This is a genomic window from Xanthobacter sp., from assembly GCF_041911315.1.
Classification (GTDB): Bacteria; Pseudomonadota; Alphaproteobacteria; order Rhizobiales; family Xanthobacteraceae; genus Xanthobacter; species Xanthobacter aminoxidans.
The window spans coordinates 1-23,574 of record NZ_JAYRPE010000053.1 but is presented as its reverse complement, the minus strand read 5'-3'; the positions used below and the strand labels follow the sequence as shown (position 1 = coordinate 23,574).

The window sequence follows — 23,574 nt, the reverse complement described above, 5'->3', positions numbered from 1 at the left end:
GACAGGTCAGGCTCTCACCCTCGTCTTCTGCGGGTCGAAATGGGGGAAGGGCACGATCTGAGCGCCGATGCGCTTCCTGTGTCCGTCCAGCTTGCCGATCTCGATGCCCGTGCCGGTCGCGGCATGGGCGACATCGATGCGGGCAAGGGCGATCTGGGCTTTCAGGATGGGCGAGCGCGTGGCGCTGGTGACGACGCCCACCTGCGCCCGGCCGACGAAGAGCGGGTCGCCGTGGCCCACCGCGTCGTTGCCGTCGACCACGAGCCCCACGAGCTTCCGCGCCGGGTTCGCCTTGCGACGCGCCAGCGCCGCCTTTCCCACGAAATCCTCGTCCTTGTCCGCTACGGCGAAGCCGATGCCGGCCTCGAAGGGATCGGTCTGGTCGCAGAAGTCGTAGCCGGCGAAGACCAGTCCGGCCTCGATGCGCAGCATGTCCAGCGCGGAAAGTCCGAGCGGCTTCATGCCCTTCGGCGCGCCCGCCGCCCACACCGCATCAAACAGCGCCTTTCCATCCTTGGGATGGCACCAGATCTCGAAACCCAGTTCGCCCGTATAGCCCGTGCGCGAGACGACCAGCGCCGGCCCGGTCGGCCCCCCGAGGCGCGCGACCGCGAAGCGGAACCACTTCAGCTCGGTGATGGCGGGCTGGGTTGCCCCGGTCCAGATCACCTCGGCGAGAATCTCCCGCGACAGCGGCCCCTGCACGGCGATGTTGTGCAACTGGTCCGTGGACGATCGCACATGCACGTTGAGGCCCCATTCCGCCGCCTTGGAGCGCAGCCAGGTGCCGGTGAATTCCTCGCCGCACACCACCCGGAAATTGGTCGGGGAAAGGCGGAAGACCGTGGCATCGTCGATCATGCCGCCGTGGTCGTAGCAGAGCGCGGTATAGACCACCTGGCCCACCGCCAGCTTGCGCATGTCGCGCGTCACCGTGCGCTGGAGCAGGATCTCGGCATCCGGGCCGGTCACCTCGAACTTGCGCAGGGGAGACAGGTCCATCACCGCCGCCTTCTCGCGGCAGGCCCAGTATTCGGCAATCGGCCCCTCGCCGGTGAAGCAGGTGGGCAGCCAGAAGCCGCGATACTCCACGACGTTGCGCGTGTGGGCGGCAAGGCTCTGGTGGAAGGCGCTCTCGCGCGTCAGGCGCGGCTCGGCGTCGGCACTCATGCGGAACGCGATCCCCTTGGAGAAGTTTTCAGCGCCGTCATAGACGCGCACATGGATGTCGGTGGGCTCCCAGCCATTGGCGGGGTCGATGTCGTCGGCGCAGGAGGAGGTGGCGCAGACGAGATCGGTCAGGGCCCGCAGCAGCACATAGTCGCCGGGCCGCGACCATGGCTCGTCCATGGTGATCGCGTTGGTGTGGTCCACGGCCGTATTGTAGAAGAAATTGATGGCCGGCCAGCCGGCGCGCTCGCGGATGCCCAGCGGCGCCAGCACGGCATTGAAATTGTCCGTGCAATTGGCGTGGCCGGGATAGCCCATGTCCTCGTAATATTTCGCCGAGCAGGCGAGGGCGAAGGTGTCGTGGCGGCCCACCGTGTCGCGGATCACCTCCACCAGCGGGAGCTGGCGCTCGTCGTAATATCTGGAATGGAGCCCTGGCCCCGGATAGGCGGCACCCATGAGGGTGCGGGTGGTGGTGGCGTCGAGGCCGAACTCCTCGCCCGTCTCCAGCGCGGCGGCGTCGAAGGCGAGGAAGTCCGCGCACTGGCGGCCGTCCACGTCGATGATCTGGATGTAGTCGCCGGCCTTCACCCGGTAGGCGCGGGCCTCGGCCGCGGGCACGCGCACATCGAGCTTCGGCGGCGCGAGCGGGGCGGGGAGGGGACGGCCGCGGCCCCGGGCGCGGGTCACAGTCACGATGAGGTCGGTGGGTGCGTCCTGCGCATCCGGCGACATGGGGCCGCCGGGGGCGGCGACCACCACGAGCACATCGGCCTGCGCCACGATCTCCGCCGTCGCGCCCGCGCCGCCATCTCGCGACAGCAATGCCCGTCCCGCCAGCGATGCCGGCGCGCAACTGTTTTCCGCCAGCAGCCGGGCGACCTCTGCGCTGCCCTCTCCCTCCTTGCCCATCAACGCCGGCAGCGTCTCCACGCCGGCACCCTCCCAATCCTCCACCGCATCTCCATCGGTGACGAAGACCAGCGCCGGCTGGAGCCCTTCCGGGTCCAGCACGGTCATGCGGTCTCCTGCGCCGAGCGTGACGGCGGCCATGCCGCCGCCGCGCACCACCACCCGCTCTCGGGCGGCGGTGGCTGGGGAAGGACCGGGCGGAAGCAGGGAGGCGTCCATTCACCCCTCTTGAGCGATGGAGGCGAGCAGCCGGTAGCTGCCGCGGTAATAGAGCAGCGGATCGCCCTCGCCCTCGGCGTGCAGATGCACCACGCGGCCGACGAAGATCACATGGTCGCCGCCGTCATAATGGGCATAGGGCACGCATTCGAAGGTGGCGTGGGCGGGCACGAGGCGCGGCGCACCGGAGGGACCGACCTCCCAGGGCGTGGCGGAGAACTTGTCCTCGCCGGCACGGGCGAAGCGGTTGGAGATGTCCTGCTGGCTCTCCATGAGGATGTTGACCGAATAGGCCTTCGCCTTCTCCAGCCGCGCCAGCGAGTGCAGCGAGCGGGCCATGGAGAAGAGAATCAGCGGCGGGTCCAGCGAGACGGAGGAGAAGGAATTCACCGTCACGCCGATGGGGCCGTCCTCGTCCTGCGCCATCACCACGGCGATGCCGGTGGCGAAGCGACCGAGGGCGTTGCGCAGTTCGCGCGGATCAAAACGGGCGTCGAGATCAATGGTCGTCATGGCAAGGTACTTCCTGAAATGCGACAGCCCGTCCATGATAATCCCCTTCGATGGCGGGCGCGCGGGCCTTCGCCCCTCTCCTGAGCGACGGAGAGGGACGAAGGCTCCGCGTGGTGGCGTCCCGCGTCACGCCACCTTGGCCGGCTGAAGCTCGGCCAGCAGCTTTTCGGCGAAGGCGCGCTTCTCCGCCTCGTCCATCTTCTTGATCTCGTTGTTGAGCACGCGCTCGTTGATCGACTTGTTCCAGTAGTCCAGCGAGCCGAAGCCCAGCAGCGCGGCCTTGCCCACGAACTGGCGCAGCACCTCGTTGGTGGGGCCCATCACCCAGCCGGCCTTGCCGTCGCGCAGGTAGCGCTCGATCTGGAGCGCGGGACGGAAGCCGGTGCCGCCGGTGGCGTGGAGCATCTTGTCCACCACGTGGGCGACGTTTTTGGCCGCCTCGAACTTCACCTGCCACAGCCAGTGGAGCAGGGAGGAGCGGGGCAGGGCATCGATGTCCTTGTGGATCGACCAGTCGCAATTGTTGGTCACCGAATCCAGCGCCTGCGCCATCTGGTAGTCGAAGGCGCGGCAGGAATTGGTGTCCATGATCGCCTCGCCCACATAGTCTTGGATGGTGGGGTAGTCGGCGACGCGCATGCCCACGTCATTGTGGGTCTTGCGGGTGGTGTGGCGCTTGGCGATGTCGATGACCGCCAGCGAGATGCCGTTCCAGCAGGCCGACGAGCAGGTGAGGAAGAAGGGGTCCACCACCTCGTCGTTGGACTTGGCGCCGTCGCCGATGGGGCCGACGAGGGCCTCCTTCGGCAGCACCGCATTCTCCACCACGATGGGGCCGGACTGGTTGCCGCGCAGGCCGAGGCCGTCCCACTCGGAGGGGTTGGCCTTCACCTCGTCCTTGGTGACGAGGAAGCAGGAGAGGTCGGAATAGTCGCCGGAGAAGCCGGGGCTGGTGGTCTGGACGATGTACCAGTCGGCGAAGCCGCCGGAGGTGGTCCAGGAGGCCTTCTTGGTGACCTTCCAGCCCTCGCCATGGGCTTCGGCCTTGGAGGAGATGGGATACCAGAAGTGCGAGCCGGTCTCGGGATCGGAATAGGAGAGCGTGCCGATGAGCACGTCGGTGTCCAGCCGCTTCAGGATGTCGGTGAGCAGCGGATTGTCGTGGTGCCGCAGCAGCGCGGCGGCCACGGCGCCGAGGTGCATGGTGTAGCACATGGCGGTGGAGGGGCAGCCGTAGCGGGCGATGGTCTCCACCACCATGGCGGCGCAGACATGGTTCTGGCCGAGGCCGCCCAGGTCCTTCGGCACGTTCAGCGAGAGCAGGCCGAGGGTGGCCAGCGCCTCGAAATTCTTGCGGGGGTAGATGTAGTTGGCATCGCTCTCCACGGCGTTCGCGCGCAGCGTGGTCTCGCACAAGGCGATGAGCTTTGCCTGCAGATCCTTCTGCTCGGCGCTCAGCAGCCACTGGGGGTCCCACTCGAAGCCGAGCCCCCAGAACTCTTCTTTGCCCCACATCTTCGTCTCGGACATGTCTCAAGCTCCGCCCGGGCCGGCGCGCGGGCAGTCCCCGCGGCCGTCCCTGCCATTTGCGATCACGCTGTGGCGCGCCTGTTCCCCTCAGTGAACTTTTTTGACGCGGTAGAAACGAGAGTGCCACGGGCCAATTTTGGTGCAAGCCCATTAGTTGGGCGTTTGAGGCCCGCAGGATGACCACGATCTGGGCGACGCATGGGTCCACCTCGCTTTCCTTTGCCGCCTTTCGCGCCATGCTACCAAAGAAATTTCTTCTGAGGAAAAGTAATTGACAGGAGCGTTGGCCCGCCATCAGGATGCGGTCGTCGCGGCGCGCATGGCTGGCCTTGAGGCCGCCTGAGCCGCCCGCCTTAACGACGGGCCCGGCTACGGGCCGGCATCCTTCAAGAGAGGGCACATGACCAGCGCGACCATTCTGCGCCAATCGATCCTCAACGACCGTCACCGGGAACTCGGCTCCAAGCTCGAGGAATCCTGGAACGACATGGCGATCCCCCAGCACTACGCGACCGATCCCTATGCGGAGACGGAGACGGTGCGCACCCGCGCCGGCCTGTTCGATGTGTCCGCGCTGAAGATCATCGACCTCTCGGGGCCGGACTCCCTCGCCTTCCTCAACAAGCTGCTCACCGCCGATATCTCCAAGATCCCGGCCGGCCGCTCCATGATCTCCTCCATCGTGGACGACGAAGGCGGGCTCATCGACGACGTGCTCGTCTATGTGGACGGCGACGGCAAGTTCCGCCTCTCCCACGGTGGCGGCGCGCTGGAAGAGGCGCTGCCGGTGGTGGCACAGGGCTTCGATGTCACCTTCTCCCGTGACAACGACGTCCACATCCTCTCCCTGCAGGGCCCCCTCGCCCTCGACATCCTCTCCCCCCACACCCCCATGGTGCTGAAGGACCTGCCCTATTTCGGGCACGGCAAGACCACCCTGTTCGGCATCCCGGTGTCGCTGGCGCGCGGCGGCTACTCGGCCGAGCGCGGCTATGAAGTGTTCTGCGCGGCGAAGGATGCGGTGTTCCTCTGGGACAAGATCCTCGAGGTCGGAAAGCCGTTCGGCGCCATGCCCGTGTCGTGGGATTGCCTCGACATCGTGCGGGTGGAAGGCTCCCTGCTGTTCTTCCCCTTCGACATGCCGCACAAGGACACCACGCCCTTCGAGGTGCTGATGGACTGGTCGGTGGACCTCTCCAAGCCGGACTTCCGCGGCAAGGCCGCTCTTCTTGCCCGGAAGGGCACCGAGCGCACCCATCAGGCCGGGCTCGAGGTGCTGGCGGCGAAGGCGATCACGCCCGGCGCGAAGATCTTCAAGGATGGCGCCGAGGTGGGCGTGGTGAATTCCACCACCTACAGCCGCCACCTCATGAAGTCGCTGGCGCTGGTCTCGCTGCGGCCCGACGTCACCGCGCTCGGCACCGCGCTCACCGTGGTGGACGGGGACGAGAGCTTCGAGGCCAACGTGGTGCGCACCCCCTTCTACGATCCCATGCGGCTGCGCACGCATCCGCTGGAAGAGCGGGCCTGACGCCCGCCTGAGACGCAAACAAAAGGCCGGCCGGACGGGATCTCCCCGTCCGGCCGGCCTTTTTTGCGTTTGGAGCTGCCCTCAGAGCGGCTTGAGGCCGGCCTCGATGGCGCTGCGGCGGCCTTCCAGGAAGGGCGGCAGGGCGAGGCGTTCGCCCAGATGGGCGGCATCCTCGTCGGCCGCAAATCCCGGACCGTCGGTGGCCAGTTCGAACAGCACGCCGTTGGGCTCGCGGAAATAGAGCGAGCGGAAGTAGAAGCGATCCACCATGCCGCTATTGGGAATGCGCAGCTCCTTCAGCCGCCGCGCCCATTCCTCGTACTGGTCGAAGGTGGTGACGCGGAAAGCCACATGGTGCACCGCGCCCGCGCCCTGACCGGCGGGGGAGAGGCCCGGCTCCACCTTCACATGCACCTCGGCGGCGGGGCCGCCCGCGCCCATCTCGAACACATGGATGGCGCGGCCATCCTCGGCGGCATAGGTGCGCACTTCCTTCATGCCCATCACGTGGATGAGCACGGCGGCGGTGGGCGCGAGGTCCGGCACCGAGATCAGAATCGGCCCGAGGCCACGGATCTGGTGCGCCTCCGGCACCGGGCTCTTCGCCCAGGGCACGCCCGGCCCCTTGCCGTCATCCACGATCAAGGCGAGGCGCTGGCCTTCGCGGTCCTCGAACGGAAGCTGGTGACGGTCGTCGCGGGTCTCGATGCCGGCATGGGCGACACCGGCGTCGGTGAGGCGCGCGGCCCAGTATTCCAGCGCCGCCTCGTCCCGCACCCGCAGCGAGGTGCGCACGGCGGCATGGCTGCCCCGGTGCTCGCGCGGCACCGGCCAGTCGAAGAAGGTGAGGTCGGTGCCGGGGTTGGCTTCCCCATCGGCATAGAAGAGGTGATAGGCAGACACGTCGTCCTGATTCACCGTCTTCTTCACGAGGCGCATGCCGAGCGTCTGGGTGTAGAAGCGATGGTTGTAGGGCGCGTCGGCCGTGATGGCCGTGACGTGGTGAAGTCCGGTGAGCGGCCCGGTGGTCTCGGTGATGTTCTGCATGGCGTCCTCCTCCGGCGTGCGGAGCCTCGTATCTGTCTGGCGCCAGAGATAGGCGGACAGCCCCTCCGGTACGAGAACCACGGGCGCAATCTGGGCTTGCCAATTTGCAAGTCGATTGGATGGAATAGGGCTCGGTCGCCTCTCTCATGCAATTTGTGGTAACCGGGAGCGTGGCCGCGATGGCACCATTTCACCGGTGTTCAGCATTTCCCGCGATCGCCGTTCATCCGCCTCATTGTTTGTGCCAAGAAAGTCCTTCCATGCGGGGGGCATGCACTTGCAAGCGGCAGATTTCGGGGGATGTGGCGCATGACGCAGCGCAATCTGTTTGTGCGCCTGACGGCAGCCGCGGCCGTGGTGATGCTCGTCGCCGGCTGCTCCGACCGCCCCGGCATCGATGCGCTCGTCCCGGTCTCCGCTCCGCTGGCGGAAGGCGCGCGCGAGCAGGTGATCCTCGTCGCCTCCACCCGCGAGCGCGATCCGCGCGCCGGCGTCTTCTTCAACGGCGAGCGCTCCGCCCAGCTCAATTTCGCGAAGATCGACCTCTCGGTTCCGCCCACGCACAAGCCGGGTGAGATCGAGTGGCCCAAGAACGGCCTCGGCAATCCCACCACCGACATGGTGGTGCGGGAGGCCGTCTATCGCGACACCGAAAGCGAGTTCCTGCGCGACCTGAAGAGCGAGCTGGCCCGCCGGCCGGCCGGCAAGCGCAAGGTCTTCATCTTCGTGCATGGCTACAACACCATGTTCTCCGAGGCGCTCTACCGCCTCGCGCAGATGGCGACGGATTCCGATGCGTCGGCCGTTCCCGTCCTCTTCACGTGGGCCTCGCGGGCGACCACCGAGGGCTATGTCTATGACAACAACAGCGCCACCGCCGCCCGCGACCAGCTGGAGGAAACCATCCGCCTCGCCTTCGGCAGCGGCGCGGAACAGGTGAGCATCCTCGCCCATTCCATGGGCAACTGGCTGACGGTGGAGGCCCTCCGCCAGATCCGTATCTCCGGCAAGACCCTGCCGCTCAACAAGATCGGCGACATCATCCTCGCCGCGCCCGACATCGACGTGGACGTGTTCAAGACCCAGCTCCGGCGCTTCGGCAAGCCGCCGAAGCCGTTCGTCGTCGTCGTCTCCCGCGACGACAAGGCGCTCGGCTTTTCCGACTTCCTCGCCGGCAAGAAGCCGCGGCTCGGCGAATACGCCAACGACACCGAACTCGTTGGTCTGGGCGCCGTCGTGGTGGACATGACCAACGTGGAGGCCCTCGACAGCTTCAACCACGGCAAGTTCGCGCAACTCGCGGCGATGGCGCCCCAGTTGCAGAGCGCCATTGCCGGCGCCAAGGGCACCGCGACCGCCGATACCGTGCAATTGCAGGGCGTGCGCATCACCGGCCTCGATCCGGCGCGGGCAGCACAGTCGGCCGGCCCTGCGCTGCCGGCCACCGCCCAGCCGGCCTCTGCCCCGGCGCAATAGGGCCAGGCCGGCGAGCCTTTCGCGGATGTGCCATGCCGGGCCGGCGCTTCCCTCGCGGGCGTGTTCGGTCTAAAGGCGTCGCCTCATGGCCTATTCAGTCAAGGAAATGTTCCTCACCCTGCAGGGGGAGGGGGCGCAGGCGGGGCGTGCTGCCGTCTTCTGCCGGTTCGCGGGGTGCAACCTGTGGTCCGGGCGGGAGGAGGATCGCGCCTCAGCCCAATGCCGTTTCTGCGACACGGATTTCGTCGGCATGGATGGCGAGGGCGGGGGCCGCTTCGCCGATGCCGCAGCCCTGGCCGACGCCATCGCTGCCGTGTGGGGCCACGCCGGCGCCGAGCGCCGCTTCGTCGTCTTCACCGGTGGGGAGCCATTGCTTCAGCTCGATCCTGCCGCCATCGCGGCGGTGCATGCGCGGGGCTTCGAGATCGCCGTCGAGACCAACGGAACGGTTGCCGCGCCTGAGGGGCTCGACTGGATCTGCGTCAGCCCCAAGGCCGGCACCGAGCTGAAGCAGCGCGCGGGGCACGAGCTGAAGCTCGTCTTCCCGCAGGCCGGGCTCGATCCCGCCGAGGTTGCGGGCCTCCCCTTCGCCAATTTCTTCCTCCAGCCCATGGACGGGCCGGATCGCCGCGCGAACACCGATGCGGCGGTGGCCTATTGCCTCGCCAATCCGCGCTGGCGCCTGTCCGTCCAGACCCACAAGATGATCGGAATTCCATGACCACCCCTGACACCCCGGCGGCGCTGCCCGGCCGCGTGCGGATCACCCAGGGCTTCACCTTCGAGGCCGCGCACTTTCTGCCCAACGTGCCGGAAACCCACCGCTGCCGGCGCGTGCACGGCCATTCCTATCGCGTGGACCTCGCGCTGGAGGGGCCGGTGGACCCCGTGACCGGCTTCGTGGTGGACTTCTTCGACGTGGAGAACGCCTTCGGCCCGCTGCTGAAGCAGCTGGACCATTATTGCCTCAACGACGTCGAAGGACTGGAGAACCCCACCGCCGAGATCATCGCGGCGTGGATCTGGACGCGGATGAAGCCGCTCCTGCCCACGCTCGCGTCCGTGCGGGTCTACGAGACGCCCATGTCCTACGCGGAATACGCGGAGGGCTGAGCGGGCCTCAGCCCGCGGCATCCCCCGCCTGCGCCTTCTTCACGAAGGTCGCGAAGGCGGAAAGCTGCTTCTTCACGAAGTCCAGCGTGCCCTGGTCAGTGACGATGCCGTCGGCGATCTTGGTGTGGGCCTGGGCGACCATCACCTCCGGTACGTTCATGACGTGGGCGTTGAGCGCCACCAGCACCTGCCGCAGGTGATATTGCGCGCGCCCGCCCCCCATGGTGCTGGGCGAGGCCGACATGATGAGGGTGGGCTTGCCGGCGAGCGGCTGCGGCTTCAGGCGCGAGAGCCAGTCGATCGCATTCTTGAGGCCGCCCGGAACCGAGTAATTGTATTCCGGCGTGACGATCACCAGCGCATCCGCCGCCGCCACCGTCTCCCCCATGGCCGTCACCTGGGCGGGAAAGCCTTCCGCCTCGATGTCCCCGTCATAGATGGGGAATTCCGCGACGGAGGGCAGAATCGTGAGCGTCGTCCCCTCCGGCGCGATGCCGGCCAGTGCGCGGGCGAGCGCGGCATTGAGGGACCCCTTGCGAACGCTGCCGACAAGCACGACCCAGTTCATCGCCATTCTCCCGCTGCCCGCCATGGGCTCGCCGGGGATAATGGCGCAAAACCGGGAAGGTTGCGTGAGCCCAGGTGAAAACCACCGGTGAAAATCAGCCGATCCGCACCATGTGGTTGTCGTAGCGCGGCCCGCCGGTGCGCCGCGCGGTGATGGCGACGCCCTCGGGCGCGGCCTTCACCGCGATCACTTCCCCATAGCCGGACGCGGCGACGAAGGTGCCTGCCTCCGCACCGGCCGCGAGGCCGCAGCCATCGGTGAGGGGCACCGCGCCGATATAGCGGCCGTCCGCCTGCCAGACGGCGACCTGATTGCCGCGCGGGGTTGCGCAGGCGACGAAGCGGCCGGAGGGGTCATAGGCCACCGAGCCCACATATCCCCGCAGCGCCCGCCACGCCTCGTCCGGCGCGTCGAAGGGGGTGAGCGCGCCATCGGCGGCGATGCGGAAGAGGAGGGGGCGGGCCTCCCCGTCCTTCAAGAGGTCCTGCGCCGCCACCACGGTGCTGCCATTGCCGTCGCGGGCGAGGTGGCGGAGCGACAGGCTGGCGAGGTCGGCGGAGAGCTTGCCTTCGCCGCGCACGGCGCCGGTTGTGGGATCGACGAGGGTGACGCCGGAGCCCGTCACCTCGGCGTCGCGCGCCTCCGGCGTGTTGGGCTCGATGCCGCCATTGGCGATGACCAGGGCAGCGCCCGAGCGCATGAGATCATGCGGGCCGTCGCCGCCGCTCGGCCATTCGTCGCGGATGGCAAAGCCGCCGTCCACCGCCCGCACCGCCACCACGCCCCGGCCCATGGCGCGAACGCCGTCCGCGGGATGCTCGATCTCGTTGGTCAGGAGCAGCCGGCCGTCCGCCGTGAAGCGGCCATGGCCGGAAAAGACGCGGCCTTCGCCCGGCCCGAAGCGCGCGACCACGCCACCCTTGCGGCGGTCGAACACCAAAGCGATGCGCCCCGGCCGCCGCCCCACCGCCACCGCGAGCGGCCCGACGGGGCTCGCCTCGATGCCATGCAGCCGGGCGTCGGAGGGGGCCTCCGGTGTGGCCGCGAAGCTGGTGTCGAGGCCGACTGCGGCGAACCCCTCGCCCACGCCCGCCGTCGCCAGCCAGCCTTCATCCAGTTCGGCGGCGCGCAGGCCGCCCGGCAAGGTGGAGGCTGCGAGGAGCGCGGCGCCGCCGAGCAGCAGGCCGCGCCGGCCAATGAGCGGGGGATGGTCGAGGCGGCCGCGCATGTCCGTCGCCATGGCCTCAGTCGCCATCGAGGGCGTTGAAGCCCAGCGAGATGCCGAAATAGGACGCGATGGGTTTGTAGACGGCGAGCTGCGCCGCCTTGAAGGTCTTGATGGTCGCGTGGATGCCCTGCGCACCCGATGCGGTGGCGGCTGCGGCGCCGATGTCGGCAGGCAGCTTGTCGGCGGCGGCATCAGCGGCGGTGGCGGCTTTGTTGACCACGAATTGCGGCCGGCTCGGCATCTGCGTGCCCACGGCGACGAGGAGGGCATCGGCGCTGTGGATCATGTTCGCGGCGACGCGGCCGGAGCGGCCGGAGCGCCAGTTGTCGGCGACCGTCGGCTTCGCATCGGCAGGGCCGGCGCCGAGCACGGGCAGCAGCTTGGTGTCGGTCACGCGCTGGTAGGCGCCGGACAGGTCGGTGAGGATCATGCCGGGCAGGGCGCCCACATCCGGGAACAGGGCCGGGTCGCCCTTGCCGGAGACGATGGCGCCCAGCGCGCCGGTGGATTTGTCGCCCCACGCGGTGCGGATTTCGCCGGTGATGGTGGCGAGATTGTTGGCGATGGCGGTGCCGAGCGCGCAGCGCCGTGCCGCCTCGGGGCCTGCGACCAGCGCCTCGGCGGCGCCCTCCTCATAGAGCAGCCGCTCCAGCGCCGGCAGGCCCTGCACCGCCGCGCTCGACTGCATGAAGCGCTCGGGCGCGAGGCGGGCGGGATCGCTGTCGGCGATGATCTCGGACAGCCCGCGGCTGATGCCGTTGCGCCGGTCCGGGAAGAAGGAGATGCGGTCGGCCCGGAGCGACAGGGTGATGGGGCCGAAGGTGACGAACTCCACCGCGTTCCACGCATCCGCCGCCTTGCCATAGGCCTCCTTGAGCGGCGCCACGCCGGCCGCCGAGGGGGCGGGGCAGAAGGCGGCCCAGGCCTTCGCCTGCGCGGCGGTGGCAGCAACCAGCGCATCGTAGCGCGGCAAGAGCCAGCCCTCGATGAGCGGCACGGGATCGAGCTTCGGATCGGCCGCAACGGCGGGGCCTGTCCCAAAAGCGAGCATGGCGGCGAGGGCCGCGCCAGCAAGGCGGAAGGAAGAACGGCGCGTGGCTTCAATCATGACGTCGATCCGCAATATCAGGCCCACACCGGCTGCGGCCGGCAAAAATCACAGGGAAGAAACGTACCGCACCAGCGCCGCCCTGTCCTTGGGCGGAAGCGCGCCGAAGCGCCGCTGTGCGGTGGCCGCCTCGCCGCCGTGCCAGGCAATCGCCTCCTCCAACGTGCGCGCGCGGCCATCGTGCAGCAGGCCGGTGTTGGCGGCGAGCGCATCGGAGAGGCCGGCGAGGGGCGCAGTGCGCCATTGCGAGGCGCCCACACCGGGCTCCGGCATGGTGTCGCCGAGGTCCGGCCCCATCTCGTGCAGCAGAAGATCGGTGTACATGCGCGCTTCGCCGTCGGCAGTGGGCAAAGACGGCCGATGGCACTGGGCGCAGCCGGTGGAGGCGAACAGCGCCGCGCCGCGCTTGCCCTCGGCCTTGGGCAGGTCTTCGGGCTCGGGCTGCGGCAGGGACGCCACATAGGCCACCACCCTGTCGAGGACCGCCGAGCCGATTTCCAGTTCGTCGTCCGCATCCCCGGAGGTGGCATTGGCATTGCCGTGGAGGGCCTGCCGGCAGGCGGTCTGGGTGGGCGTGCAATCGCCCCAAGGCTCGGGATGGAAGCGGTTGGAGAGGCCGAGATCGAGGAAGAAGGCCTCCGCCGACTGGCCGGCGAGGGTCGGCTGCGAGGCCTTCCAGCCGAAGCGGCCAATGGCGGTGCTGCCGTCGGCCTGCGTCACACGCCGCGCCATGCCCTTCACGCCGTCTTTGCCCTTCGCCTGCTCCCGCTCCACCTCGAGGATGGCGGCATCAGGCACGGCGGCGAGCGCCCCGCGGCCCTTGAGGTCCGGCCCGACGCGGAGAGACAGGCCGCTCGCGGGATCGAGCGGGCCATAGCCCAGCGCCTCGGGGTGCGGTTTGCGGGCGATGCGGCCGTCCGGCAGCGGGGTGTCGGTGACGCCGATCATCCCCTCGCTTGGAATGCCGGGCACCGCATCGATCTGGAACCGGCGGCCGTAGACGGGATCGCCGCTGCCATCCGGCCGTCCGATCATCAGCACGAAGCCGCGCTCCGCCGTGCCGTTCTCCAGACGCGCGGGGGCGCGGCGGTCGGCGGGATGGCAGGTGGCACAGGAGCGGGCGTCGAACAGGGGGCCGAGTCCGTCATCGCCCCGGGTCGAGGCTGGGGCAGGCACCCAGGGGCGCTTGAACAGGGCCTTGCCAATCGCGAGGTCCAGCTTGTCCAAGGTCTCGGCGGCAGCGGGCGTCGCGGAGAGGGCAGCGAGCAACGCGAGGAGAAGACGCACGCGCATCCTCACACCACCCTGATCCAGCCCATGAGACCGGAATCCATGTGCTCCAGGATGTGGCAGTGGAACACCCAGTCGCCGCTGGTGGCGCGGAAGGCGATCTCCACCGTCTCGTTGGGCTCGGTCATGACCGTATCGGCGAGATAGGGCGGGATGTCCTTCTTCTTGGAGGAGGACAGCACGCGGAAAACATGCCCGTGCAGATGCATGGGGTGGACGTGCTTGGTGACGTTGGTGATGGAGACGATGTAGCTCGCCCCGTCCTTCAGCGTCGCCAGCGGCGGCGGCAGGCGCAGGTCCGCGCCGGCGCCCCAGGAATTGCGGTTGATGGCCCAGAAGGTCTTGCTGCCGACGCAGGCCGAGGCAATCAGCGCCTTGGCCAGCGGATCGTCCGGCGGCAGGGGATCGCCGCTCACGATGGGGCCGGCGGCGGTCTGCACGAGATAGTCGATGCGGCTGGCGCGCTTCACGTCCGGCAGCGGCACCTTGGCGGGGGGCAGCGCCTTGGGGCGGAAGGCGGTCTTCTTGCGGCCCGGCTTGCTCCCGGGAGCGTCCACGCCGACCAGCGTGGTGAGCAGATAGGGTTCGGCGGTGCGGTAGTCGTAGACCTTCACCTCCTCGCCGGGGCCGGGCATGCGCACATGCACGTCGATGCGCATGGCCGGGCCCATGCGCCAGATCTCGTTCGGCAGCTTGGAGAAGGGGAGGGGTGTCAGCGCCTGACCGTCGATGGCGATGATGGCCGCGTCTTCCGTCTCGCAGCCGAAATCGATGGTGCGGGTGGAATCTGCGACGATCACCCTGAGCCGCACGTCGCCATAGGCCGGCGCCTCGACGCGGGGCGGCACGATGGAGCCGTTGGTGGCGCGCACCGTGCCGAAGGTGCCGGCGGTGGAGGCCCCCTCGTCGGTGAACATCTCCAGCCAGCGGCCGTCCTTTTCGTCGAGCCGCCAGTCCTTCACCACGATGAAGTGCTCGGCATCGAAGCCGAGCTTCGCCTCGGCCGGATCGTCCACCACGAGCAGGCCGACGAGGCCACGGCCCACCTGGCCGGTTTCGTCGCAATGGGGATGGAAGAAATAGAAGCCCGGATCGGGCAGCGGCACATTGTAGGTGAAGGTGCTGCCCGCCGGGATCGGCGCCTGGGTGATGGGCGAGACGCCATCCGAGAGATAGGGCACGCGCACGCCGTGCCAGTGGACGGTGGTAAGGTCCGGCAGGCGGTTCTCGAAATCCACCATCAGCCGCGTGCCCACCGGCGCGCGCAGGGTGAGGAAGGGCGTGCCGTTGTAGGCGCAGAAGCCCTTCGTCACCGGCTTGCCCGGCCCGAGCAGCGGCATTTCCATTTCCGCCGCCGAGAGGGCGAGCCGGCGCACCGGCGCGCTCTTAGGCAGGGTGTCCACGGAGGCCGGCACGCGGCCGAGGGCGGAGGGGGCGAACCCCACCGCCCCCGCAGCCGCTGCGCCGGCCAGCAGCGCCCGACGCGAGATCATCGCGTCCGTCCCATCGTCATGGTCTCACTTCTTCTTCACGTTCTTCGGGTCGTCCAGGCTCTTGGAGCCTTCCATCTTGATCTGGAGCTTGAGGGCCGAGACGCCGCGCTCGATGGCGTGGGCCTGGGCCACGAGGGCGTCCACGCCGTCCTGGATCAGCTTGGCGCCCTTGGTATTCCCCTCTTCCAGCATCTTGTCGTAGGTGATCTCGCCGGAATCCGCCACGTCCTTCAGGGCCTTGAGGGCCGCGAGGGCAGCGTCGGACTTGGCGTCGATCTCGTCGGCGATCTTCGGGTCGGCGGCGCGGATGAGGTCGGCGACCGAGGGGCCGGTGACCTTGGAGCCGTCCGGCTTCACGAAGGTGCCGTAATAGACGTCGCGGATGCCCACTTCGTCGTAATAGTGCGCGTTCTGGGTGTTGTTGGAGAAGCAGTCGTGCGCCTCCTCCGGATCATGGAGGATGAGGCCGAGCTTCATGCGCTCGCCGGCAAGCTCGCCGTAGGAGAGAGAGCCGAGGCCGGTGAAGATGGTGGCAAGGCCGGCCTTGTCGTTCTTCTTGATGAGCGCGGCGCGGGCCTTGCCCTTGGCGCCCCACAGGCCGGTCATCTCGTCGAGATCGGCGACCAGCGTCTGGGTGGCGACCTTGAGATACTCGCCGCGACGGTCGCAATTGCCGTTGGTGCAGTTCTTCAGGTCATAGTCGGTGTAGGGGCGCTGGCCCTGGCTGGGCGTCGCATTGTGGAGGTTCTGGCCCCACAGCAGGAATTCGATGGCGTGCCAGCCGGAGCCCACGTTCGCCTCGACGCCGCCGGCCGAATTCAGCTCGTGCAGCAGCTTGGGCGTGATCTTGGTGACGTCCACCGTCTTCTTGCCGATGCGGATGGACTTCGAGGCGATCACGTTGGCGGTGTAGAGCGGGTTCTCGTCGGACTTCTCGCCGTAGCTCTTCTTGTCCACGTAGTCGATCAGGCCTTCGTCGAGCGGCCAGGCGTTCACATTGCCTTCCCATTCGTCGATGATCTTGTTGCCGAAGCGGAAGGCCTCGGTCTGCTGGTAGTAGACGCGGGCCGCCTTCCACGCATCGCGTGCCTTGCCCAGGCTGTCGGCGCTGGGGGCGGCGAGGAAGGCGTCGATGGCCTTCTGCATGTCCTTGGCCGTGGCGGCGGACGAGCCGTACATCACCTCGGCGAGGTCGGCGTAGTGGACAATCACATCACGCGGCTTCGGCGCATCCGCGAGCACGGGGCTCGCGAAGGCTGCGACTGACGCGATGACGGCGCCGAGAAAATGCGCGCGCATCGACCTTCTCTCCTTGAAATTCGAAAACCGGAACCGGGGCCATTGCCCCATCGCGGCGGAGAGTATGAGCCGGGCCGATGGCGGGCAAGCGCTTGAGACAATAATGGAATTGTTCCATGTCCAGAGTGCGGGGCCTCGACTTGTCTCTCCCAAGTCAAAGCGACGCACCCCTTAGTAGAAGACGTTACGTCACTCTGTATCCGTGCCTCGTCGGGCCGTTTCGTCGCGCCCGGCTGCAAACGCTGGACACGGCGGGTTCGCGGGCCGGATGCCGGCGCCCTTGAACTATAGTCTCAATGGCCGCCGAGCAGGCGCGCAGCTTTTCATTTGAACAATTCCAAACCTCTGCCGCTGCGGTGACAGGGCCTGCCGGCGGGTGATAAGGTTTCGTCATATTCAATTGGTTTTCGTTCCGACGGCGATCTCTCCCGAAGGGCGAAGGCCATCAGGGCAGCGTTTATGCCCGCTCGTGCGTGCCGGCAGCGGCCGTCGGGGACAAAAAGGACAGGCCGCGATGATTGCCGCGCTTCTGATCGTTTTTCGTGAAGTCCTCGAGGCCGGCATCGTCACCGGCGTGGTGCTCGCCGCCTCCGAGGGCATCCGCCATCGCGGCCTGTGGATCAGCCTCGGCATTCTCGGCGGCATCGCCGGCTCTGCGGTCCTCGCCCTCTTCGCCGATACCATCGCCTCCACCTTCGACGGCTCCGGGCAGGACATCCTGAATGCCGCCATCCTTTCCGTCGCGGTGGTCATGCTGGTGTGGACGGTCGTCTGGATGGCGAGCCACGGCAAGCACATGGTCATGGAGATGCGGGAGGTCGGCCGCGACGTGAAGGAGGGGCGCAAGCCGCTCGCCGCGCTGGCCATCGTCGTCGGCATGGCCGTGCTGCGCGAGGGCGTGGAGATCGTGCTCTTCCTCTATGGCATCGCCAGCACGGGCGCCGATTCGCCCGGTGCGATCGTGCTCGGCGGTCTTGGCGGTCTGGCGGCGGGTGCTGCCCTCTCGCTGCTGCTCTATCGCGGCCTCGTGGCGATCCCGCTCAAGCATCTGTTCAAGGTGACGTCCGTCCTCATCACGCTTCTCGCCGCCGGCCTTGCCGCGCAGGTGGTGGGCATCCTGCAGGATGCCGGCTTCATCCAGTCGCTGGCGGAGCCGGTGTGGAATTCGAGCTGGCTGCTGGCGGACGACAGCGCGCTGGGCCGTGTGCTGCGCACGCTCATCGGCTACCGCGCCGAGCCCACGGGCATGCAGGTGATCGCCTATGTGGCGACGGTGGCGGTCATTCTCGGCCTGTCGGCCATCGTCAACGGCCGCCTCGCTTCGGCTCCGCGCCGGCAGAGCGCCGGCCGCTCGGCCGGCGGCCACGTTTCCCGCGCCTGAGTGCTCGACGCGCTTTCCGGTGCCCGCCGGCGTTTCCGCGGTCTCCGCCTTCCGGTATGCTGACGCGCGATGTTCCGGGCTCCGGGACACGCGGCGCAGGCGGAACGCCGGGCGGCATCCGAGGAGAAGCACATGAGCGGCGGAACGAGCAGCAAGGACAGCCGCACCAAGGCCGGACAGGGCCGGGACGGCACCCGCCTGTTCCTGCGCGTGGACTTCGCCGACGGCCGGCGCCTCGGGCCGGGCAAGATCAAGCTGCTGGAGGCGATCCGCGAGCATCACTCGATTCTGGCCGCCGCCAAGGCCATCGGCATGAGCTATCGCCGCGCCTGGCTGCTGGTGGACGAACTGGACCGCATGTTCGAGCAGCGCGTGATCGTCACCTTCCCCGGGCGGCGGGGCGCCGGCACCGAGGTCACGGCCTTCGGCGAGCGGGTGATCGCGCTCTATCGCGCCATGGAGCGGCAGGCGGCGAAGGCCACCAGCGGGGCGCTGGACGAGCTCACGTCCGCCCTTGCGGCGGATTACCACCCGAAATCAGACGCAGAGCCGGGGGATCCTGAGGCGGATTCGCAGCTGGCCGGGCCGGCCGTGAAGCAGGCGGGCTGACGATCTCCGCGCCCGGTGAGTGGAAGCCCATTGGCCGGCTGTCCACTGTCACCGCCTTGATCATCGCCCAAACCTGCATGCCGGGCTCAAGGCCCAGGCGCAGCACGCTTTCCTGCGTCACCAGCGAGCTGAGGCGGCCGGCGGACAGCGCCAGTTCCACTTCGGAGAACGGGCCTTCCGCCCGGGTGATGGCGGAAATGGTGCCGGAAATCCGGTTCGTCACCGACACGTCCATGGGCCGCGACAGGGACAGGGACACGTCGCGCGAGCGGATGCGCGCCCGCGCCGGTGCCCCCACCGGCCGGCCCACCAGCGGCACCCGCAATTCACCATCGGCGAACGAGACGGTGGAGAGGCCGAGGTCCGGGTCGTGCGCCGTCACCGTGCAGTCGAGGATGGTGCCGATGTCGAAGCGGCCGATCACCGGCAGCAGCTCGGGCCGCGACAGCACGTCGGCGAGGGGGCCGCAGGCGATGACCTTGCCGTCCGAAAGCGCCGCCACCGCGTCCGCGAGGCGCAGCACCTCCTCGATGGAGTGGCTGACATAGAGGATGGGCAGGTTCAGCTCGTCCCGAAGCCGCTCCAGATAAGGCAGGATCTCGCCCTTGCGCATCTCGTCCAGCGAGGCGAGGGGCTCGTCCATCAGCAGGAGGCGGGGCTGGGACAGGAGCGCGCGGCCGATGGCGATGCGCTGCTTCTCGCCGCCGGACAGGGTGTGCGGCCGGCGCTTCAGCAGGTGGCCGACGCCCAGCATCTCCACCACGGCATCGAACTGGATGGTGCGCGGCCGCCGGGTGCGGCGCTCGCCGTAGCGCAGGTTGTTCTCGATGGTCATGTGCGGGAACAGCCGCGCGTCCTGGAACACGTAGCCGACCGCGCGCTGCTCCATGGGCAGGTTGATGCCTGCCTGCCTGTCGTAGAACACCGTGTCGCCGACGCGGATGTGCCCGCTGTCCGGCGTCAGCGAGCCGGCGACCATCTGGATGATCGTGGTCTTGCCGCAGCCGGAGCGGCCGAACAGGGCCGTCACGCCCCTCTCGGGTGCCCGGAGATCCGCCTTCAGGTGAAAGCCGGTGGAGCGGGCGAGGGAAACGTCGATCTCGATCATATCTGGCCCAGCGCCACGCGGATGCGCTTGTCCGCCATCTCCGCCAGCATGAGGGAGCCGAGGGCGAGGACCACCGAGACCACCGTGAGGCGCAGGGCCATGGCGTCGCCGTCGGGCATGTGGGTGGCGCTGTAGATGGCGAGCGGGATGGTCCGCGTCTGGCCTTCCACATTGGAGACGAAGGTGATGGTGGCGCCGAACTCGCCCAGCGCCGAGGCCAGCGAGATGAGGCAGCCGGAGAGCACGCCGGGCATCATCAGCGGCAAGGTCACGGTGAAGAAGGCATCGAGCCTGCTGGCGCCCAGGGTCCGCGCCGCGGTCTCGATGCCCTTGTCGATGCCGCCGATGGCGAGGCGGATGGCGTTGACCGTGAGCGGGAAGCTCACCACCGCCGCCGCCACCGTGGCGCCGGCCGTGGAGAAGATCAGCGAGATGCCGAACCACTCGTGGAGATACTGGCCGAGATAGCCGCGATTGCCGAGGGTGATGAGCAGCAGATAGCCCACCACCACCTTGGGCAGCACGAGGGGCAAATGGACGATGCCGTCGAAGATGCCCTTGCCGGGAAATTCGAACCGGGCGAGCACCCAGCCAATGAGAATGGCCGGCGGCAGGCTGCAGAGGGTGGCCCAGAAGGCCACCTCCAGGCTCAGCCGCACGGCCGTCCATTCTTCGGGAGTGAGCAACATCTCGAACAAATCCGCCTGCGAAAAGGCCTCGCCTCGCTCCAGATCAGGCTCGGTCTTTTGCCCCCAATAAGCAATTCCCGTTCCGCTGCATGCTGCCCCGCGCCGGGCGGATCAGTTCACCGAGAAGCCGTACTTCTTGAAGATGGCCTTGGCCTCGGGGCTCTGGATGAAGGCGAAGAAGGCCTTGGCGGCGGGGGTGTCCTGGCCCTTCACGAGGGCGAAGGGGTAATCGACGGGCGGATAGCTGTCGGCCGGGAAGGTCGCGACCACCTTCACATTCTTGGCGATGGCGGCGTCGGTGGCATAGACGACGCCGTAGGGCACCTCGCCGCGCTCCACCAGCGCCAGCGCCGCGCGCACGCTCTCAGCACCGACGATGCGGGGGGCGATCTTGTCCCACAGGCCGAGATTGGTGAATGCCTGCTTGGTGTAGACGCCCACCGGCACGCTGTCGGTGAGGCCGGTGGCGATCCGGCCGTTGGGGCCGAGGAGGGCGTCCACATCGAGGCTCTTGGAGATGGTCACCGGCTTTGCCTTGTCGGCGGGGGCGACCAGCACCAGCTCGTTGCCGAGCAGCTTCACGCGGGTGGCGGGCAGGGTCAGGCCCTTGCCGTCGGTATAGTCCATCCACTTCAGGTCGGCGGAGGCGAAGATGTTGGCGGGCGCGCCGGCCTCCATCTGCTTGGCCAGCGCCGAGGAGGCGGCGAAGGAGAACTTGATGGCGTCCTTGCTGCCCTTGGCCTCATAGGCCTTGGCGATGTCCTGCATCGCGTTGGTGAGGCTCGCGGCGGCGAACACGGTCACGGTCTCCTGCGCGGCCGCGGGCAGTGGCGCGACGGCAAACGCCGAGAGGACGAGACCAACGATCAGGCGGCGGGAGGCAAGAAAGGAGGCGGGAAATCCGGACATGGCAATGGCACCTCGGCAATGGGCCTGTGATATGTCCATCGATATACAGGATGCCGCTGCGAGACAATAGGCCCGCCCCTTCCGAAGGGGCACCTACGGGCCGAAAGCGGTTCAGGATACCGCCAAGGCGCTGGCGTGGGATCGTCTTTGCTGCAGTGCGGCATGAAGCCGCGCACAGGCCGTGGCGCGCTCAGAAGCCCATCAGCTTCAGCGCGGCGGCGCCGGGTGCGAGCATGGCGAAGGCCCACAGGCCGGCGCTCGCGACGTTGGCCACCTGGAAGTGGGTCTGGCGCATGGCCAGCACGCCCGCGATCAGCGGCACCACGGCGCGCAGGGGGCCGAAGAAGCGGCCGATGGCGACGCCCCAAATGCCGAAGCGCTGGAAGAAGTCCTCGGCGCGGGCCACGAGGTCCGGCCGGCGCGAGAGCGGCCAGAAGTCCTTCGCACGCTCCTTGTAGTGGAAGCCGAACCAGTAGGAGACCGCGTCGCCCAGCGCCGCGCCTGCGGCGGCGGCGAGCCAGATGGGGAAGAAGTGCAGCCCCGCCGCCTCGATCAGCGCGCCGATGGCGAGCAGCAGAACGGTGGCGGGAATGAAGAAGGAGATCAGCGCCAGCGATTCCCCGAAGGCGAGCCCGAACACCACGGCCGGCGCGAGATAATGGTGCTGCTCGACGAAGGCGGTGGTGGTGGCGACAATGGCGGACAGATCGAACATGTCTTCTCCTGCCGCAAGGATCGGTGTCGCGGCTCCCGGGCCTACGGCCCCGCCGCATTCTACTCCCGCGGCGCCTGCTGGTTCCTTACCTTCTGGACGCACATTCGGGCGAAATGGCGCCACGGGGCGCATCCGGCAGCCGACAAAGCTGCGCCTGCCCAACCATTCGCCTTGAAATCGTCACGGGTCTCGTCCATATGCGGTGCATCGCGCCGATGGAGGCAGTTGCTTTCCTCCCCTTAGCGCGCTCGGGCCGCGTAGCGGAGACCGCTGGAGCTTCGATCTGGACGACGCCGTGACATGGCGTTTCGTCGGTGAGGCATCGCAAGCGGCTTTGCCCGATATCATCTTTTGCCCTGGACACCCCTGGCCACGCGGGATGTCGAAATCCCGCGAGCCGCGCCGCGCCCAAAAGGCTGCGCCGGTGCCGCTCGCATATGAAAGTCAGAGCTTGACCTCTTTTTCGAGCCTCGGCCTTGCCGAGCCCATCGTTCGCGCCCTTACCGAAGCGAATCACGTCACTCCCACCCCCATCCAGGCTGAAGCCATCCCGCAGGTCCTCAACGGCCGCGACCTGATCGGCATCGCCCAGACCGGCACCGGCAAGACCGCTGCCTTCGCCCTTCCCATCCTCGACCGCCTCGTGCGCCATCCCCGCCGTCCGGACCCCAAGTCCGTCCGTGCGCTGGTGCTCTCGCCGACCCGCGAATTGTCCGGCCAGATCGTGGACAATTTCGAGAAGTTCGGCCGCCACGCCAACATCTCGGTCACGCTCGCCATCGGCGGCGTGCCGATGGGCCGGCAGATCCGGGCCCTTGCCCGCGGCGTTGACGTGCTCGTGGCCACCCCCGGCCGGCTCATGGACCTCGTGGAAAACCACGCGGTGAAGCTGGATCAGGTCGAGGTGCTCGTCCTCGACGAGGCCGACCAGATGCTGGACATGGGCTTCGTCCATGCCATCCGCGCCATCGTGCGCCGGCTGCCGCACAAGCGGCACTCGCTGTTCTTCTCCGCCACCATGCCGCCGGCCATCGCCGAGCTGGCGGGCGGCATGCTGCATGATCCGGTGCGCGTCGCCGTCACCCCGGTGGCCAAGACCGCCGACCGGGTGGAGCAGCGCGTCATCCACGTGGACAAGCCCAACAAGGGCCAGCTCCTCGCCGAGGTGCTGTCCACCGAGGATATCGACCGCGCCCTCGTCTTCGCCCGCACCAAGCATGGCGCGGACAAGGTGGTGCGCGTGCTCGCCAAGTGCGGCATCGCCGCCGAGGCGATCCACGGCAACAAGTCGCAGAACCAGCGCGACCGCGTGCTCCTCGCCTTCCGCGAAGGCAAGATCCGCACCCTGATCGCCACCGACATCGCCGCCCGCGGCATCGACGTGACGGGCGTCAGCCACGTCATCAACTACGACCTGCCCAACGTGCCCGAGAGCTACGTGCACCGCATCGGCCGCACCGCGCGCGCCGGCCGCGAGGGCATCGCCATCTCCTTCTGCGATCACGAGGAGAGGGCGTATCTCAAGTCCATCGAGCGGCTCATCAAGCTGCAGATCCCGGCCACCGACCGTCGCGGCGCAGGCATGCGCTTCAACATTCCCGATGCGCCGCCGATCGAGCTCGAGGAGCGTGACGAGACCGCCGAGCGCAACGATTTCATCGGTGGG

The 23,574-nt window shown here is 68.2% G+C and carries 21 protein-coding genes; 7 read left to right on the top strand and 14 right to left on the bottom strand.

The window, feature by feature from the left end:
• Positions 1-6 precede the first annotated feature (6 nt).
• From ACE3QW_RS15100 to ACE3QW_RS15090, 3 genes are all read right to left on the bottom strand, one after another.
• A complete protein-coding gene (locus ACE3QW_RS15100; protein WP_374252232.1) occupies positions 7-2,301 on the bottom strand; it encodes a DUF1989 domain-containing protein in 2,295 nt (764 codons plus the stop codon).
• Positions 2,302-2,814 (bottom strand): flavin reductase family protein, encoded by a 513-nt coding sequence (locus ACE3QW_RS15095; protein WP_029555105.1) that lies wholly within the window; start codon positions 2,812-2,814, stop codon positions 2,302-2,304. It abuts the gene before it with no gap.
• 126 nt (positions 2,815-2,940) lie between these two features.
• The gene (locus tag ACE3QW_RS15090; protein ID WP_374252231.1) at positions 2,941-4,344 is read right to left on the bottom strand and encodes an acyl-CoA dehydrogenase family protein; all 1,404 of its coding nucleotides are present in this window, start codon (positions 4,342-4,344) and stop codon (positions 2,941-2,943) included.
• Between the two features lie 400 nt (positions 4,345-4,744).
• Here ACE3QW_RS15090 and ACE3QW_RS15085 point away from each other — a divergent pair, with 400 nt between their 5' ends.
• Positions 4,745-5,875, top strand: a complete 1,131-nt coding sequence (locus ACE3QW_RS15085) for an aminomethyltransferase family protein (protein ID WP_374252230.1) — start codon at positions 4,745-4,747, stop codon at positions 5,873-5,875.
• Positions 5,876-5,956: 81 nt separating this feature from the next.
• On the opposite strand, the gene ACE3QW_RS15080 is transcribed toward ACE3QW_RS15085, so the two are convergent.
• Positions 5,957-6,922, bottom strand: coding sequence for a ring-cleaving dioxygenase (locus ACE3QW_RS15080; RefSeq protein WP_374252372.1), 966 nt, complete (start codon positions 6,920-6,922; stop codon positions 5,957-5,959).
• A gap of 309 nt (positions 6,923-7,231) precedes the next feature.
• On the opposite strand from ACE3QW_RS15080, the gene ACE3QW_RS15075 reads away from it, so the two are divergent.
• From ACE3QW_RS15075 to queD, 3 genes are all read left to right on the top strand, one after another.
• A complete protein-coding gene (locus ACE3QW_RS15075) occupies positions 7,232-8,398 on the top strand; it encodes an alpha/beta hydrolase (protein ID WP_374252229.1) in 1,167 nt (388 codons plus the stop codon).
• 85 nt (positions 8,399-8,483) lie between these two features.
• A complete protein-coding gene (queE, locus tag ACE3QW_RS15070) occupies positions 8,484-9,119 on the top strand; it encodes a 7-carboxy-7-deazaguanine synthase (protein WP_374252228.1) in 636 nt (211 codons plus the stop codon).
• A gap of 35 nt (positions 9,120-9,154) precedes the next feature.
• Positions 9,155-9,511, top strand: coding sequence for a 6-carboxytetrahydropterin synthase QueD (gene queD, locus ACE3QW_RS15065; RefSeq protein WP_024277905.1), 357 nt, complete (start codon positions 9,155-9,157; stop codon positions 9,509-9,511).
• A 7-nt stretch (positions 9,512-9,518) separates the two neighbouring features.
• Here queD and ACE3QW_RS15060 read toward each other — a convergent pair whose 3' ends face one another.
• From ACE3QW_RS15060 to ACE3QW_RS15035, 6 genes are all read right to left on the bottom strand, one after another.
• Positions 9,519-10,079, bottom strand: a complete 561-nt coding sequence (locus ACE3QW_RS15060; RefSeq protein ID WP_374252226.1) for an NADPH-dependent FMN reductase — start codon at positions 10,077-10,079, stop codon at positions 9,519-9,521.
• Positions 10,080-10,173: 94 nt separating this feature from the next.
• A complete protein-coding gene (locus ACE3QW_RS15055; RefSeq protein WP_374252225.1) occupies positions 10,174-11,319 on the bottom strand; it encodes a DUF1513 domain-containing protein in 1,146 nt (381 codons plus the stop codon).
• Positions 11,320-11,323: 4 nt separating this feature from the next.
• Positions 11,324-12,415: an imelysin family protein gene (locus ACE3QW_RS15050; RefSeq protein WP_374252224.1), complete on the bottom strand. Its 1,092-nt coding sequence runs from the start codon at positions 12,413-12,415 to the stop codon at positions 11,324-11,326.
• Between the two features lie 48 nt (positions 12,416-12,463).
• Positions 12,464-13,708 (bottom strand): di-heme oxidoredictase family protein, encoded by a 1,245-nt coding sequence (locus ACE3QW_RS15045; protein ID WP_374252223.1) that lies wholly within the window; start codon positions 13,706-13,708, stop codon positions 12,464-12,466.
• Between the two features lie 2 nt (positions 13,709-13,710).
• A complete protein-coding gene (locus tag ACE3QW_RS15040; RefSeq protein WP_374252222.1) occupies positions 13,711-15,198 on the bottom strand; it encodes a multicopper oxidase family protein in 1,488 nt (495 codons plus the stop codon).
• A 24-nt stretch (positions 15,199-15,222) separates the two neighbouring features.
• Positions 15,223-16,497, bottom strand: coding sequence for an imelysin family protein (locus ACE3QW_RS15035; RefSeq protein ID WP_250168208.1), 1,275 nt, complete (start codon positions 16,495-16,497; stop codon positions 15,223-15,225).
• A 514-nt stretch (positions 16,498-17,011) separates the two neighbouring features.
• On the opposite strand from ACE3QW_RS15035, the gene ACE3QW_RS15030 reads away from it, so the two are divergent.
• Positions 17,012-17,878, top strand: coding sequence for an FTR1 family protein (locus ACE3QW_RS15030; RefSeq protein ID WP_250168207.1), 867 nt, complete (start codon positions 17,012-17,014; stop codon positions 17,876-17,878).
• Between the two features lie 132 nt (positions 17,879-18,010).
• A complete protein-coding gene (locus tag ACE3QW_RS15025) occupies positions 18,011-18,487 on the top strand; it encodes a winged helix-turn-helix domain-containing protein (protein ID WP_374252221.1) in 477 nt (158 codons plus the stop codon).
• Here the strand turns inward: ACE3QW_RS15025 and modC are convergent.
• From modC to ACE3QW_RS15005, 4 genes are all read right to left on the bottom strand, one after another.
• A complete protein-coding gene (gene modC, locus ACE3QW_RS15020) occupies positions 18,381-19,595 on the bottom strand; it encodes a molybdenum ABC transporter ATP-binding protein (RefSeq protein WP_081837403.1) in 1,215 nt (404 codons plus the stop codon). The two genes, ACE3QW_RS15025 and modC, sit on opposite strands and share 107 nt — an antisense overlap.
• Positions 19,592-20,284, bottom strand: coding sequence for a molybdate ABC transporter permease subunit (gene modB / locus ACE3QW_RS15015; RefSeq protein ID WP_374252218.1), 693 nt, complete (start codon positions 20,282-20,284; stop codon positions 19,592-19,594). The genes modC and modB overlap by 4 nt, the downstream gene beginning before the upstream one ends.
• Before the next feature lie 111 nt (positions 20,285-20,395).
• A complete protein-coding gene (gene modA / locus ACE3QW_RS15010) occupies positions 20,396-21,193 on the bottom strand; it encodes a molybdate ABC transporter substrate-binding protein (RefSeq protein ID WP_374252216.1) in 798 nt (265 codons plus the stop codon).
• A gap of 190 nt (positions 21,194-21,383) precedes the next feature.
• Positions 21,384-21,908 (bottom strand): DedA family protein, encoded by a 525-nt coding sequence (locus ACE3QW_RS15005; RefSeq protein ID WP_029555087.1) that lies wholly within the window; start codon positions 21,906-21,908, stop codon positions 21,384-21,386.
• Between the two features lie 451 nt (positions 21,909-22,359).
• On the opposite strand from ACE3QW_RS15005, the gene ACE3QW_RS15000 reads away from it, so the two are divergent.
• Positions 22,360-23,574 (top strand): DEAD/DEAH box helicase (locus ACE3QW_RS15000; RefSeq protein WP_374252214.1); only part of this gene is annotated, 1,215 nt, incomplete at its 3' end.